General features: G+C 31.6%; 14 protein-coding genes. 6 read left to right on the forward strand and 8 right to left on the reverse strand.

Going from position 1 to position 14,383, the window contains the following annotated elements; genetic code table 11:
• Positions 1–44 precede the first annotated feature (44 nt).
• From mdh to CD032_RS07745, 5 genes are all read right to left on the reverse strand, one after another.
• Entirely contained in the window at positions 45–983 is a 939-nt protein-coding gene (gene mdh, locus CD032_RS07725; RefSeq protein ID WP_019468241.1) for a malate dehydrogenase, read from the reverse strand.
• Between the two features lie 92 nt (positions 984–1,075).
• Positions 1,076–1,693, reverse strand: a complete 618-nt coding sequence (locus tag CD032_RS07730) for a DedA family protein (protein WP_019468240.1) — start codon at positions 1,691–1,693, stop codon at positions 1,076–1,078.
• Between the two features lie 40 nt (positions 1,694–1,733).
• Positions 1,734–2,033, reverse strand: coding sequence for a hypothetical protein (locus CD032_RS07735; RefSeq protein WP_019468239.1), 300 nt, complete (start codon positions 2,031–2,033; stop codon positions 1,734–1,736).
• A gap of 26 nt (positions 2,034–2,059) precedes the next feature.
• Positions 2,060–2,968 (reverse strand): aldo/keto reductase, encoded by a 909-nt coding sequence (locus tag CD032_RS07740; protein ID WP_103211361.1) that lies wholly within the window; start codon positions 2,966–2,968, stop codon positions 2,060–2,062.
• A 37-nt stretch (positions 2,969–3,005) separates the two neighbouring features.
• Entirely contained in the window at positions 3,006–3,932 is a 927-nt protein-coding gene (locus CD032_RS07745; RefSeq protein ID WP_103211362.1) for a CobW family GTP-binding protein, read from the reverse strand.
• A gap of 225 nt (positions 3,933–4,157) precedes the next feature.
• Here CD032_RS07745 and mgrA point away from each other — a divergent pair, with 225 nt between their 5' ends.
• On the forward strand, positions 4,158–4,601 hold the full coding sequence (gene mgrA / locus CD032_RS07750; RefSeq protein ID WP_019468237.1) for a global transcriptional regulator MgrA: 444 nt from the start codon (positions 4,158–4,160) through the stop codon (positions 4,599–4,601).
• 472 nt (positions 4,602–5,073) lie between these two features.
• Here the strand turns inward: mgrA and cydC are convergent, their stop codons facing one another.
• Complete coding sequence (cydC, locus tag CD032_RS07755) at positions 5,074–6,750, reverse strand: thiol reductant ABC exporter subunit CydC (protein ID WP_019468236.1); 1,677 nt, start codon at positions 6,748–6,750, stop codon at positions 5,074–5,076.
• Positions 6,747–8,372: an ABC transporter ATP-binding protein/permease gene (locus tag CD032_RS07760; RefSeq protein ID WP_019468235.1), complete on the reverse strand. Its 1,626-nt coding sequence runs from the start codon at positions 8,370–8,372 to the stop codon at positions 6,747–6,749. Before CD032_RS07760 ends, cydC begins: the two co-directional genes overlap by 4 nt.
• 385 nt (positions 8,373–8,757) lie before the next feature.
• Here CD032_RS07760 and CD032_RS07765 point away from each other — a divergent pair, with 385 nt between their 5' ends.
• From CD032_RS07765 to CD032_RS07780, 4 genes are all read left to right on the forward strand, one after another.
• Entirely contained in the window at positions 8,758–9,633 is an 876-nt protein-coding gene (locus CD032_RS07765) for an undecaprenyl-diphosphate phosphatase (protein ID WP_040030247.1), read from the forward strand.
• Positions 9,634–9,792: 159 nt separating this feature from the next.
• A complete protein-coding gene (locus CD032_RS07770; protein ID WP_040030248.1) occupies positions 9,793–10,494 on the forward strand; it encodes a hypothetical protein in 702 nt (233 codons plus the stop codon).
• A 5-nt stretch (positions 10,495–10,499) separates the two neighbouring features.
• Positions 10,500–10,964, forward strand: a complete 465-nt coding sequence (locus CD032_RS07775; protein WP_019468232.1) for a YaiI/YqxD family protein — start codon at positions 10,500–10,502, stop codon at positions 10,962–10,964.
• A 3-nt stretch (positions 10,965–10,967) separates the two neighbouring features.
• Positions 10,968–11,534, forward strand: coding sequence for an LOG family protein (locus CD032_RS07780; protein WP_064263522.1), 567 nt, complete (start codon positions 10,968–10,970; stop codon positions 11,532–11,534).
• A 57-nt stretch (positions 11,535–11,591) separates the two neighbouring features.
• Here the strand turns inward: CD032_RS07780 and CD032_RS07785 are convergent, their stop codons facing one another.
• Entirely contained in the window at positions 11,592–12,209 is a 618-nt protein-coding gene (locus tag CD032_RS07785; protein ID WP_019468230.1) for a LysE/ArgO family amino acid transporter, read from the reverse strand.
• Positions 12,210–12,521: 312 nt separating this feature from the next.
• On the opposite strand from CD032_RS07785, the gene CD032_RS07790 reads away from it, so the two are divergent.
• Positions 12,522–13,973, forward strand: coding sequence for an aminotransferase-like domain-containing protein (locus tag CD032_RS07790; RefSeq protein ID WP_103211363.1), 1,452 nt, complete (start codon positions 12,522–12,524; stop codon positions 13,971–13,973).
• Positions 13,974–14,383: the final 410 nt, after the last annotated feature.

Genomic DNA, 14,383 nt, shown 5'->3' on the forward strand with positions numbered 1-14,383 from the left:
AGCAGACTTATTAGCCATGTTGTGGGTGTTTCTTTTTAAAAAAGTTATTTATTTTTTAGCGATTGCTTCACTTGTTGAACAGCATTTGCTGAAATTTGTAATTGCTTTAATTCTTCATCCGAAAGCGCAAGCTCTAAAATGCGTTCTATACCATTTTCACCTAATATTGTAGGAACACCTAAACAAATATCAGAAAAACCGTATTCCTCTTCTAAATATGCGATGGCAGGTAATAAACGTTGTTGATCTTTCAAAATTGCTTCCAACATACTATATACTGCCGAAGCTGGCGCATAATAAGCAGAACCTGTACCTAGTAATTCTACTATTTCAGCACCACCTTTTCGAGTGCGTTCAATAATTTGGCTAATCGTAGTTTCATCTAATAATTTAGTCAATGGTACACCATTAACATTTGTAGCATTTACTAATGGAAGCATGGTATCTCCATGACCACCTAGAACTAACCCTTTAACATCTTTAATAGAAATTCCTAAAGCTTCTGCTATAAATGTTTGATATCTTGCAGTATCTAATATACCTGACTGTCCAATAACACGTTTTTTAGAAAAACCTGATGCTTTCAAGACTGTATAAGTCATTGCGTCAACTGGATTAGTAAGCACTACTATTTTACATTCTGGAGAGTATTTAACAATTTCTTTTGTAACTTCTTCCATTACTTGTTCATTTATTTTAACCAAATCGTCTCTACTCATTCCAGGCCTACGTGGTACCCCTGCAGTAATTACAACAATATCTGAATTTTTTGTATCAGAATAATCTACTGAGCCTGAAACATTTACATCAAATCCATAAATAGGACTACTTTGTAATATATCGAGTGCTTTACCTTTAACCTGCCCTTCATTTTTAGGTTGATCGATCAGTACAACATCCGCTAATTCGTGTTTAGCGATAATAAAAGCTAAAGTAGACCCTGTATTACCAGCACCTATAATAGAAATCTTTTGTTTTGTCATAATGTCAGCCCCTTATAATGTTAGACAAATGAATTGTCTTAGTATGCTTGAATTACATTTCTCAATTTATTGAGCTAGTACGTTAACTATCATCACTTTCGCTTATGTTTTCGTTGGCGTTTCAACCACTTCCAAATAATAAAAACAGCTATAATAATAAGTACGATATAAATAATTTTAGAGTAAATATCCATATAGTGCACGATAACGTGCCAATTGCTACCAACTGTTTGTCCTAAATAAATTAAAACGATATTCCAAATCAATGTACCAATTGTTGTAAATAATAAAAACAAAGGCATATTCATACGTGTTAAACCGGCTGGGATTGAAATTAAGCTTCTTAAAAGCGGTACAAATCGGCAGAAAAATATCGTCCAATAACCGTATTGTTCAAACCATTGCAGTGTTTTATCTAAATCACTTCTTTTTACTCGTATAATTTTTCCATAACGATCTATAACTTTATATAAGTTTCGCTCTCCTATCCAAGCGCCAATGCCATAAAGGACAATCGCTCCAACAACAGATCCCACAGTTGATGTTAGTGTTACACCAATAAAATTCAAGTTAGAGTGTGTAGTCATAAAACCACCAAAGGTTAAGATGATTTCAGATGGTATAGGTGGAAAGATATTCTCAAAAAATATTAGAAAAGCAATTCCCCAATAACCATATTGTTCCATAAAGTGAGTGATCCATTGCTCCATGTATGTCCTCCTAATTATTTAAATCAAATCGTATTAATCATTATAGTAAGTTATTTGATTTAGCATACAAATACATCGTCATTCCAAATAGTGCTAATGATAATAAGGTTAAGATGATTGCTAATAACATAACGCGTTTATAATGTTTAATAAACGCAACAAACAATATCGCACCATTGTAAAAAAAGAACAGACCAAATAATGTCATCATTAAATTAATGTCAGGATATATTATGTTTAATAAAGCAATTACTATTGCAAAACCCAAAATAGGAAAATTAATAAAATTGCGTTGAAATCTAAACTGATTTCTAAGGTGTTGTTCACTTTGATTACTCATGTTCTACGCTCCTTCTAAATTAAAATCTAAGGAATATCATGACCTAAGGAAGCTGTATAAATATCAAACCATTCTTGGTCAGTTAACGTTATTGCCATACCTTGTAATGCTTCATCAATACGATTAATCTTTTGTGTGCCTAGCACTGGCATGATTGAAGCTGGATGTTTCTTTAACCAAGACATAATAATTGCAGTTGTCGTAACATTATACTTTTGTGCCAATTGGGATATAATCGCAGTAATTCTTGCTGTTTTTTCGTCTTCAAGATCAAACAGTTTTCCTCCAGCCAATGGACTCCATGACATTATTTTAACATCATCTTTGTACATATAGTTAATAGTTCCATCTTCAATTGCATCTAACGTATAAGGAGAAACTTCTAATTGATTTAAAGTAATATGTAATTTATCACAAACTAAACATTTACTTAATAAATCATACTGCGATTTGTTGAAATTTGATACTCCAAACGATTTGATTTTTCCTTCTTTAACTAAAGATTTAACAGCTTCTGTGATTTCATGTGGATCCATCAATGGTGATGGCCGATGAATCAGTAATGAATCTAGTTGTTCTACTTGTAATTGTTTGAGAGAACGTTCTACAGTTTCTGTGATATGTTTTTTACTATGATCATATCGATGTCCATCTGCTGTCGCTAAATGGTCAGATGGCAAAACGATGCCACATTTAGAAACAATTTCAAGATGTTCACGTAGATTAGGCGATAATTTAAGCGCTTCTCCAAAAATCCCTTCACAACTGTAATCACCATATATATCTGCGTGATCCATCGTAGTAATACCACGCTCGACCAGTTCATTAATATAGCGATTTAACTGTTGTGGAGTCCACTTCCAATCGTTTGCTCTCCAAAATCCTTGTATTACATTTGAAAAGGATACATGTTGGTTAATCTTCACTCTTTCCATAGTGAATCAACCCCCTTCTTCATTACATTAATTTAAATTAGGTAAATTGTAGCATATCTAATTGATTTCGTAGTTTATTTACATCTAATTGCTCACCAATAATAACAATCGTCAAGGACACTTCTTTATCAATCGTTTGATAATCTGGCAACCCAAAAGCATATTGAAATTCATAAATATCTTCGGGCACATCTTTAAATTTCACATATCCCTTTAATCTTAGAACATTATCCGGCAACCGTAAAATAAATTGATAAAATAATTGTCTATTAATGGGTCCAGAAAAACGATAATGTAGACGATTTATACCATGATGATGTACATGGGAATTCATTTTCATTTGATTTTCATTTGCAGCCGCACTAATTTGATTCATATCAATATCTGCATAGGTAGTAAAATATTTAGATGCTGTTGGATTAATTTTGCGAATTGCTTCATCAATATCATGTGCATGATTATCAATGAGATCCATTTTGTTCATGACTATGTCATGACACACAGATAATTGTTCTTCCATCAATTGAATTGTATGGTTGGTATATTGAAAACGATTTAGGAAACGAGGCCCATCCACCAATCCTATAACTGTAGGTTGGGCGACTTGTTCAATGATTTCAGGATCCTGACATGCCGCAATAATTTCAATTGGATGTGCTAAACCTGTCGCCTCAATTATTATATGGCGCATTGCACTTTTGCTTAGAAAATGTTTTAATTGTTTTATTAAATCTAGTTGCAAATCACAGCATACGCAACCATTTAATATTGACACAACCTCAATATCATTGCTAATAGCATAGCTATCTATATCTAATTTACCGTATTCGTTTACGATTACGCCTGGATATTCATTGCTTTTTTGTAAATATTTTACATATTTACTGAGGAAAGTTGTTTTACCACTTCCTAGAAATCCTGTAATAATCGTAATTTTAGTTTTTTGATGGTTAATATTTTTCATATACTCACTCATTTCATAAATAAAAATGTTTGCGTAAAACCTTAATTATTCTTATAATTAACCTTTCACTTGATAAAATGTTGACTTTCTTCTAAACTTTATACATACTTTATTTTAGCATGGCACAGTGTGAAAGTATGCTTGAGGAAGTGAAACACAACAATAGACGGATTCAAATCCGAAACAGAAAGAACAAAACGGATAGAATGTCTGGAGGAGAACTTTATGTCTGAACCACTTAATTTAAAGGATCAATTATGTTTCAGTTTGTATAATGCTCAAAGACAAGTAAATCGCTACTACTCTAATAATGTCTTTAAAAAATACAAATTAACATATCCACAGTTTTTAGTTTTAACAATCTTATGGGCTGATTCACCTGTTAACGTGAAAAAAGTCGTAACTGAATTAGCACTTGATACAGGTACTGTATCTCCATTACTAAAAAGAATGGAGCAAATTGATTTAATTAAACGTGAACGTTCTGAAGTAGATCAACGTGAAGTGTTTATCCACTTAACAGATAAAAGTGAAGCAATTCGACCTGAATTGGACACAGCATGCCAAGATGTGGCAGTTGCATCTTCACTTAGCGCAGAAGAAAACAAAGAACTAAATCGATTACTTTCAAAAGTAATTAATGCCTTTACTGAAGAAAAAGCAAAATAATGCTAAATTTCTAATGTTAAGGTTAAACTATATGAAATTGATGAATTAAATATATTAATTTAAAGCTAGAGTCTGGGACATCATTGAATTGTCCTAGACTCTAGTTTATTGTAAAGCCCCACTTCTCAATTTATTGAGTTAGTGGGGCTTATGCATGAGCTTTAGCTCAGGTAATCCTTAATACCACTTCTCAATTTATTGAGTTAGTCTGACTTGTGCACGAGCCACAGCTCAGGTAATCATTTTATATTCAATACTAATCATTCTTACGAGGGTGGGACGACGAAAACTGTTAATAAATTAGATTTCTACCCCACCCCTTTTTTAAATACTATTAATAAATCACCGAAGTAATGATACATTTCTGCACAAATACTTCAGTGATTCGTTCATTTGTTTGACCTTCAAATTAAATTTTTAACATTTTCCATTTACAAATCAAGTGCTTATATTGCTATCTTTTATTAAAAAGTCACTCTTGATTTAACATGACCATTTGATATAAATAGCCTTTGTTTGATAGTAACGATTGGTAATCTCCATATTCTATTATTTCACCGTCAACCATAACCACGATTTTATCAAATTTTGGTAGTAATCGTAAATCATGTGTTGCAACGATTAATGTTTGAGATTGTTTGTGAATTTCATCCATCACAAGATTCGTGTGATAAATATCTAGTGCTGTAGTAGGCTCATCAATCACCCAAATCGGAGCCTCTTTTAATAATAATCTTGCAATACCAACCCTTTGAATTTCACCACCAGATAGTGTATTACCTGAAAGTGTGATGTGTCTATCTAAATCAATGTGTGATAAACCTAGTGTATCAAAAACATCTTCGATTACTGCATCTTCTTGATCAGTGAATAAATTATCACGTACTGTACCATCAAATAACTGTTGTGACTGTAATAGAGCATTAATCGAACTGTATTTATCTGAATCTAAAATACTTGTAATATCTTGATTATTTAATAAAACAGTGCCTTCTTCACTTTGATAGAGACCTAACATTAATTGTAATAAGGTACTCTTACCTGAACCAGAAGGACCAATAATTGCAACATGTTCACCTTCATGCACACTCAGCTGTACTTCTTTTAAAGTGTACTTCGATTGATTCCAATATTTAAAATCAACATTTTGAACTTCTACTAACGATTGATGTACAGCATTATCCAATGATAATGGTTGATTGCCTTGTTGAATTGGGTGTGCAATAACTTCATTGATATTATTTAAAGCTTCATCCGTATCTGCTTTATAATAAGCCACATTACTCATAGGAATTGCTTGTTCAAATAATGTTAACATCATCAAAACAATACTTGTTAAGTAAACAACATCTAGCTGTTGATTTTGCACTTGTATAACACCCAAATATAATGTTGCAAATAAAGCAATCATTGAAACCAGATTTAAGCTATATTCATACAACGATAAGAAACGTTGCTCTTTTGCTTGTGCTTGTTCATACGCATTCAATTGATTTAAAACCCGATGCTGATAATATTCTGTTTGGTCAAATCGCGCAAGTTCTTGATATCCTTCTTTATAATCATAAAATTGATTTAAAAATTGGTCTTGTATACGATTAACATCCCTTTTTAATAATTGTGCCTTTTTCGCGCTTAACCAAGGAATTAAAACCAATGTTATCAGCATACTAATAAATATGATAATTGCATGAACAAATGAAAAATAAAAAGTCACAACCATTGCAATTATCGCCGTTAAGCCAATAACTACTGGTGGATAATAAACTCTTAAATAAATATTTTGTAGTGCTTCCACACTACCAACCATGCGACCAAGTAAATCACTGGATTTAAATTTTCTATATACGTCTGGTACGACAGGTATAATATTCTTAAAAAATTGTACTCTCACATTTCTCAACATAGTAAATGTTGCTTTGTGAGATAATAATCGTTCGATATATCTTGCAATAGCACGTATAAATCCAAACATTTTAACAGAAACAATTAAAACCATTAAAGCAAATAATGGTGCACCTAAAGCACTTTGCGTTACCATATAACCACTTAAGAAAAACATGCTTAATGCAGTTAAACTGCCTAAAATACCTACAATGATAGATAAAATTAAATCTTTATCTACCTTAAATTGAATATGTGGTCTCAACAAAAGTCACCACCTTTATACGCATTTTGCTTGATTACTTTTATGGACTCAACAGAACCTTCATTAATCTTTATACGTCTATCTGCATTTTTTATGGTGTTTTCTCTATGTGCGATGGTGATGATAGTCGTATTTTCAAACTTTTTGTTTATCACAGATTGAATAACATGTTCTGTTTGTACATCCAATCCCGTTGCAGGTTCATCAAATATCAATACATCAGGTTGCAATAATAACAATCGTGACAGTTCAATTCTTCGCATCTGTCCTCCAGAGAGCATTTCCCCACCTTCACCAATCCAAGTATCAATACCGTTTTCTAACGCATTGACCACATGTTTTAAGTTAACATCGTCAAGCGCTTCTAAAATTTTATCTTCGTCAATTTTTTGGAACATGGTCATATTATCTCTTATAGATGCGTTAAAAATATATGGATGCTGACTTAAAAAACCAATTTTCAATTGTTGTTTATAGATCACAGAGCCATATTGTGTTTTAAAATGTTGTGCTATAACTTGGGCTAAAGTAGACTTTCCAGCCCCACTTTTTCCAATTAATGCAATATGTTCTCCATCATAAATACTAAGATTGATATCTTCTAAAGCATGGTTCTGCGCGTCGTCATATTTATAATACACATGCTCAAGCTGTATCAATGGCTTTTGATAACTATTTGTTTGCACTTGTGATTTTACATATTGCTCTTGTCGGTCTAATAAATCGAAGACAACATCACTTGATCCTTCACTTTGCTTTCCAGTATGAAAAGATTGACCTAAATCTTTAATAGCATTATAAAATTCAGGGGCTAATATGATTGCTATAGCTGCCGTCTTAAAATCTATACTATCAAACAATATCAATCCTAGACCCGCTTCTAAAGCAACAAGGCCAATACCTAGCATACTAATAAACTCCAACATCAATCCCGATAAAAAGGCGCTTCTTAAAATGCGCATCGTTAAATTTCGAAATGTTGTACTTTCTTCATATAAAGATTGTTCTGTAGCCTCAGTTTTATTAAATAATTTGAGCGTAATCAACCCTTTTATTTTATTTAAAAACTGCTGACTAAATTGATTTAAATAGGTCATTTTATCTTTTGATTCATCACGTGTTTTCAATCCAAAAATGATATAAAACATTGGTATAAATGGTGCAGTAACAATCATAATTAAAGCAGTGTTTAAATGTATGAAACACATTGCAATTATGATAAATAGCGGTATCATCATAGACTTAAAAACCTGAGGAAAGTAACTATTAAAAAATGGCACTATGCCATCTATATTTTCAGTCAGTGTATTTATTTGGACACCAATGGGTTCTGACGATTTATTCAAAATCAATTGACGTCGTAAGTCATATTTAACGCGAGCAGACATACGATTACCTATCATTTGATTTATTGTGTTAAATGTTGCTCTTGCTAATAAAATAATTAATGTCACTAGTAGTAAAATTAACAAACCTTGGTGTGTATTGCGTAACATTGCATTTAAAATTTCTGCTATAGCAACGTTCTGAATGACTACAGTAAGTGCTAATGCTGTACTGATTACAAACATTAAAATCGGATAAATTTTATACTTCATCGCTAAACTTGTTAATCTTTTCACAAATATCACCTGGTTCATATTATATATGGATTGTATTAAAATGAAATGAATTGGCTCAAAAATTAATACATTTTTATTTACTTAATTCATATTTTTGCCATAATTATAATTAAGCGATTGAATTCTTAAATTTTAATCATAAACAACAAACTTTTTATCATTATAAACTTATTAAATTATAAATAAAGTTTCCTAAAAATAATTTCGACTTTATAATGGAAATTTATCATAATGTACTTTTCGCCCCATTAACTGAAGTAAGCATTTTTTCCTCAGTCTTTAGTCCAAAATCTTATTTATCTATGGCACTTTATAATTTTAATGTGCTATTATTATAAAATGAAAATGAATAAATTATAATCCATATTATGAAAGTAGGTTAATTATGATATTGCTTGAATTGATAAAAGGAATCATTCTAGGAATTGTCGAAGGATTAACTGAGTTTGCGCCTGTATCTTCTACTGGTCATATGATTCTGGTAGATGATATGTGGTTAAAATCAACTCAATTTTTAGGCTCTGAATCTGCATTCACCTTTAAAATTGTGATTCAGCTCGGTTCTGTGTTCGCAGGAGCCTGGGTATTCCGTGAACGTTATTTTGAAATGTTACATATAGGTAAATATAGGTCTGAGCCCATAGATGGCATCGGCCAAAAACCAAAACGCTTAAATTTACTCCATATCATTGTGGGTATGATTCCAGCTGGTATCCTTGGATTAATGTTTGATGATGTTATTGAAAAATATTTATTTAGCGTCCCAACAGTCATGATTGGATTATTTGTCGGTGCAATATATATGATTATTGCAGATATATACAGTAAAAAAGTTACGAATCCACAAACAGTAGATCAAATTAATTATTTCCAAGCTTTTATAATTGGTTTATCTCAAGCCATCGCTATGTGGCCTGGTTTCAGTAGATCTGGTTCTACAATCTCAACAGGTGTACTCATGAAAATGAACCATAAATCTGCTTCTGATTTCACATTTATTATGGCAGTTCCTGTGATGTTAGCAGCAAGTGGTTTATCACTAGTGAAAAACTTTGAATATATTCAATTAAATCACATTGGTTTTTACTTCCTAGGGTTTATCACAGCATTTATCGTTGGTTTAATTGCCATTAAAACATTCTTATTCTTAATTAGTAAAATAAAATTGATTCCATTTGCCATTTATAGAATTGTGTTAGTTATTATAATCGCAATCCTTTACTTCGGCTTTGGTATAGGCCAGGGAATCAGTGGACAGTAAAATGGTTAGAGGCTGAGACAAATAATTTGTCCAGCCTCTTCTTAAATTTCATTTCTAAAATTACAGCAATAAATCCATGAAAGTACGTGTATTTACCGTTTATTATGATGTATTATGGGGTAATAAGTAGATAGTATAAAATTATTGGAGGCAACGAGTATGGACAAAAAGCAATTAATTAAAACAATCATCACAGTAGCGCCTGTGTTTTTAGTACCGTTAATCGTTGAACGTAAACGTATTAAAGATCATCCAGATGTTAAAAAAGCCAGTGATGCAACTGCTAAAGCTTCAAAAACCGTAGCAAACAAATCTGTTCAAATTAAAGATACAGTAGTAGATAAATCTTCAAACGCAAAAGATTATGTTATTGATAAAAAACATAATATGGATCAAAAACGTGAACTAAAACGTATTGCTAAAGAGCATAATCCTGCTTATATTGAGAAAAAAGGCGAAAAACTTGAAAAAGAAAATCGTAAAGAAGCAGACAAAATGAATAAGAAATTACAGAAAAATATAGACAAACGTCATAATGAAGAAGATAAAAAACGTCAAGAAAATGAAAAACAACGTATTCAGTCTATGAAAAAATCTAATAAACACATGGAAAAAGTTGGCATGACTCCAGGAAAATTAGACAAAGAAACAGAACAAAAAGGCGAAAAACTTGAAAAAGAAAATCGCAAAGAAATAAATAAATTCAATAAGAAATTACAAAAAAATATTGATAAACGTCATAAAGAAGAAGATAAAGCTCGCGATAAAAATAAAAAAGATCGTTTAGCAGAATTTAAAAAGTACAAAAATTACGTTGCTAAAAGCATTGTTAAACAAAACAATGAAGAAAAAGGTAAATAATTATTATGACTCAAGTCATCATTGATGGAGATGCTTGTCCTGTTACCAATTCTGTTGTTGAATTGACACAAGGGACAAGCATCTTTGTTACCGTCGTTCGAAGCTTTAGTCATTTTTCTTCAAAAGTACAACCTGATCACGTTAATATCATTTATGTTGATGATGGACCAGATGCTGTCGATTATAAAATCGTTAAAATCACTCAATCAGAAGATATTGTAATAACACAAGATTATGGACTTGCGAGTTTATTATTAAATAAAGCTAAAGTTGTTATGCATCATAAAGGGTTTGTGTTTAATCAAAATAATATCAACACCTTGTTAGAACAACGACATGCTAGTGCACAATTCCGAAAAAGTGGCGGGCGTACTAAAGGTCCTTCTGCTTTTACAGCAGATGATATTGCGATATTTGAACAAAATTTTTTGTCTATAATTAATGATTTGTCATTATTTACGGAGGAATAGAGTATGAAAAAAATTGCTGTTTATTGTGGTGCAAGTAAAGGTAAAGACGCATTATACATGAAAGAAGCTTATCAGTTAGGCACTTATATGGCTAAACATAATTATGAACTGGTATTTGGTGCTGGTTCTGTCGGTATTATGGGAGCCATTCAAGATGGTGTATTAGATCATGGCGGTAGTGCCATTGGCGTTATGCCCAATATGTTAAACGAACGAGAAATTACTAGTACTAGACTAAGTGAACTCATATTAGTTGATTCTATGCATGAAAGAAAAAACAAAATGGCAGAATTAGCAGATGCTTTTGTTATGGCCCCAGGAGGCGCTGGCTCTTTAGAAGAATTTTTTGAAATGTATAGTTGGTCGCAAATTGGTATTCATGAAAAGCCAATCGCTATCTATAATATCAACCGTTTTTTCGAGCCTTTACAAACATTGATTGATCATATGATTCATGAAGGATTTATCGATAAAAAATATCAATCACTTGCACCGCTATGTAACAACCCTGAAGAGCTGTTCGAAACGATTCATAACTATAAGCCTTTAGGTGTTAGAAGTTATGATTAACTATAAAAGCAGAGATATGTATGCATTACGATGCAACTATCTCTGCTTTTCTTATGTTTAAAATAGTATTACTAATAATTGTTTTAATATGATACATGCAACTATCACAATAATCATTGCTGAAAATTTATTTAATATTAAGATATATTTTCCAGTTTTATCAATATTACCTACGACTTTGCCTGCAATAGCCAAAAATATAAACCAAACCCAAGAAACAATGATTGTAGTTAGGGTAAAAAACATTTTATCTGTACTTTCATATATTGCTGCGTTCGTACCTATAACACCAATGGTATCTATAATTGCATGAGGATTCAGTAATGAAACAGACAAAGCAAAACCAATTTGCTTTCGCGCAGACATTGATTGATAACGATCAAGCGCTTGAGGTTTCTCTTTCCATAATGACCAAGCCATATAAATAAGAAAAATAAAACCAATACAATAAATTACAATTTGTAACATTGGTAGCGACAGTAATATAACTGACACACCTAATACAGCTAATACAATTAATAATGTATCACATAGCCCTGCTGCTATGATCACTGGAATTGTCTTAATGAATTGTTTTTGATTTGCTCCTTGGTTAAATACAAATACATTTTGTGCGCCTAAAGGTAAAATTAAACCTAAAGCTAAAAACAAACCATGAATCATTGGTTGAAACATATTATCTCCTCTTTCTGAATAACAAAATCATCATTAAACCATACCAGTCCCCTCTTCTCTCGAACTTAACTAGCAGGTATATATAGCTATTCACAATCAATTACTACTAACCAACATTTCGCTTTAATCCACACATTATACTGATGTTTTCAACTGAATGAATTAATCTTCTACAAAATAATACGCACTAAATATTCAAATTTAAACTACGGAACGTGTTTCTGTATATAATCATGATACAATAAATTCAATTGATTTTTACCAACCAGTTATAAATTAAAAAGCCAACCAATCATTTAAAGGAGATTTAGCATGTTCACGCCAAAATACAAAGAAATTATTGATGATATACTTTTAAAAATTAAAAATGGTGATTTAGAAGCAGGTATGAAATTACCTTCTCAGAGGAATTTGGCTACTCAATATCGTGTCAATCGTTCAACTATTATTCAGTCTTTAGAAATACTACAAAGTTATGGAGTTTTAGAAAGCAAAGCACGTAAAGGGTTATACGTTTCAAAAAGCAATTGGAACACATATATCAATCATAAAATGAATTGGCATGACTATATTAAAAATAGCTCTTCAAAGAATAACCAATACTTTATACAACGAATTAACCAATTAGAATTCGATGCACACATAATACGTTTAAGTACTGGTGAACTTAGTCCACAGTTAATCCCAAACAAGCAATTTCGAGATATTTTTTCAAAACAAACGACAACTGCTCTAAAAACGAATTATGAACATCCCTTAGGTAATTTGAATTTAAGAAAAGCGATTGTAAATCATGTTAAAAAATTGGGGATTACATGTAATGAAGAAAACATTTGTGTCACTTCAGGTGCATTGCAGGGATTAAAACTAATCGCTGACGGTTTACTCATACCAAATTCAAAGATTATTATAGAAACACCCTCATATATAAATTCTGTACATACATGGCATAATATTCGAGCAGACCTTAACTTTTTACCGATTTCTAAAATAAAGCAACAAATTAATACTATTTTCAATGCAAAAACGTTATATAAAAACAGTATCTTTTATTGTATACCGACTTTACATAATCCCACGCAACATTCATATAACCAAACAGAAAAATATAAATTAATTCAACAATGTCAACAAGCAGGTATCCCTATTGTTGAAGATGATGTATACGGTGACTTGTGGTTCGAAGGACTTCGCCCTCGACCTTTAAAATCATTAGAAGAGAACGACAATATTTTATATATGAGTAGTTTATCCAAAACAGTGAGCCCTGGTTTAAGAGTAGGATGGATTATAGGTAAACCGTCCGTTGTTATGCATTTAGCTGATTTAAAAATGCAAAATGACTATGGTGCCAGTTCACTATCACAATTTATCGCAACTGAGTGGTTAAATAACCCCATATACCATGAACAACATTTAAAATATTTAAAACAAGCGCTTTTAGAGAGACGTAATAAATTTTTAAAATCTTTAAATCAACATTTTCAAGAATTAGGCACGTGGTCAATACCTGAAGGTTCTTATTATATTTGGTTCAAATTGAATGTACCAGTAAACATGAAGACACTATTCGATTTAGCGATTCAAAATCAAATTCTAATTCATCCCGGTGAAATTTATGATAAAGACGCTCAATATCACATAAGATTTTCATATTCTTATATAAATATTGAAGATATTGATGTTGCATTACAAAAATTGAGTCACCTCATTAAAAATCAAATACAAAGCAAAATATATTTAAAACATGGTTATTCGTTGTGATTTTGTATCGTGCTGACGCCGGGGGAAATGATATGAGTGAGAGACTACAGGCTCGAGCCATATCGGCAAGCATGCACGGTTAAAATCATAATAAAAAAAGACTAATCCATCATTTGATTAATTAAAATTTAACTTTCTATTAGTTGTATATGATAAAGCATGTTTTCTAATGTTATAAAATAGTTACTTCTTTATATAATACGAAGTGTTTTGTGTATTAAAAAACATTGCTTATAGAGATTTTATACCGTGCTGACGCCCGGGGAAATGATATGAGTGAGAGACTACAGGCTCGAGCCATATCCCCAGGCAAGCATGCACGGTTAAAATCATAATAAAAAAAAGACTAATCCATTTCATGAACTGCACCCTGTCAAGTAGACAGTGAAAAAAACAAAATGTTTATGGCT

This window comes from Staphylococcus cohnii subsp. cohnii (genome assembly GCF_002902365.1).
Lineage (GTDB): Bacteria > Bacillota > Bacilli > Staphylococcales > Staphylococcaceae > Staphylococcus > Staphylococcus cohnii.

Bases quoted from the DNA above. Each gene is read 5' to 3' on its own strand.
- mdh (WP_019468241.1), bottom strand. From the start codon at position 983: ATGACAAAACAAAAGATTTCTATTATAGGTGCTGGTAATACAGGGTCT.
- CD032_RS07730 (WP_019468240.1), bottom strand. From the start codon at position 1,693: ATGGAGCAATGGATCACTCACTTTATGGAACAATATGGTTATTGGGGA.
- CD032_RS07735 (WP_019468239.1), bottom strand. From the start codon at position 2,033: ATGAGTAATCAAAGTGAACAACACCTTAGAAATCAGTTTAGATTTCAA.
- CD032_RS07740 (WP_103211361.1), bottom strand. From the start codon at position 2,968: ATGGAAAGAGTGAAGATTAACCAACATGTATCCTTTTCAAATGTAATA.
- CD032_RS07745 (WP_103211362.1), bottom strand. From the start codon at position 3,932: ATGAAAAATATTAACCATCAAAAAACTAAAATTACGATTATTACAGGA.
- mgrA (WP_019468237.1), top strand. From the start codon at position 4,158: ATGTCTGAACCACTTAATTTAAAGGATCAATTATGTTTCAGTTTGTAT.
- CD032_RS07765 (WP_040030247.1), top strand. From the start codon at position 8,758: ATGATATTGCTTGAATTGATAAAAGGAATCATTCTAGGAATTGTCGAA.
- CD032_RS07770 (WP_040030248.1), top strand. From the start codon at position 9,793: ATGGACAAAAAGCAATTAATTAAAACAATCATCACAGTAGCGCCTGTG.
- CD032_RS07775 (WP_019468232.1), top strand. From the start codon at position 10,500: ATGACTCAAGTCATCATTGATGGAGATGCTTGTCCTGTTACCAATTCT.
- CD032_RS07780 (WP_064263522.1), top strand. From the start codon at position 10,968: ATGAAAAAAATTGCTGTTTATTGTGGTGCAAGTAAAGGTAAAGACGCA.
- CD032_RS07785 (WP_019468230.1), bottom strand. From the start codon at position 12,209: ATGTTTCAACCAATGATTCATGGTTTGTTTTTAGCTTTAGGTTTAATT.
- CD032_RS07790 (WP_103211363.1), top strand. From the start codon at position 12,522: ATGTTCACGCCAAAATACAAAGAAATTATTGATGATATACTTTTAAAA.